Annotated in this window: 1 protein-coding gene; it reads left to right on the top strand. The window is 67.7% G+C overall.

Annotated elements, in window-relative coordinates; genetic code table 11:
- The coding region (locus tag AC1DYG_RS19460) for an alkyl sulfatase dimerization domain-containing protein (protein WP_477641500.1) at positions 1–488 on the top strand (488 nt) is incomplete at both ends.

Raw genomic sequence — 488 nt, 5'->3', positions numbered from 1 at the left:
GCCCCCGTCGATCGAGAACGCCTGGAGCACCCGCGGCTACTACGGSTCSRTCAGCCACAACGTCAAGGCCGTCTACCAGCGCTACMTSGGCTGGTTCGACGGCAACCCGGCGAGCCTGTGGGAGCACACACCCGTCGAACAGTCGAAGCGCTACGTCGACTTCATGGGGGGCGCCGACGCGGTCGTCGCGAAGGCTCGGGAGTCGTTCGACGCCGGCGACTACCGCTGGGTCGCGCAGGTGGTCAACCACGTGGTCTTCGCGCAACCGGACCACCCGCAGGCGAGGGAACTCCTCGCCGACACCTACGAGCAGCTCGGCTACGGGGCGGAGAACGGCACCTGGCGCAGCTGGTACCTCTCCGGCATGACCGAGCTGCGTGAGGGATCTTTCGGCACGCCGACCGAGACCAGCGCACCCGACGTCATCGCTCAGCTGACCCCGGCGATGCTCTTCGACGCCATCGCGATCCAGGTGAACGGACCGAAGG

This window comes from Pedococcus sp. P1_H8 (assembly GCF_056405175.1).
This window is presented reverse-complemented; position numbering and strand designations above follow the sequence as displayed.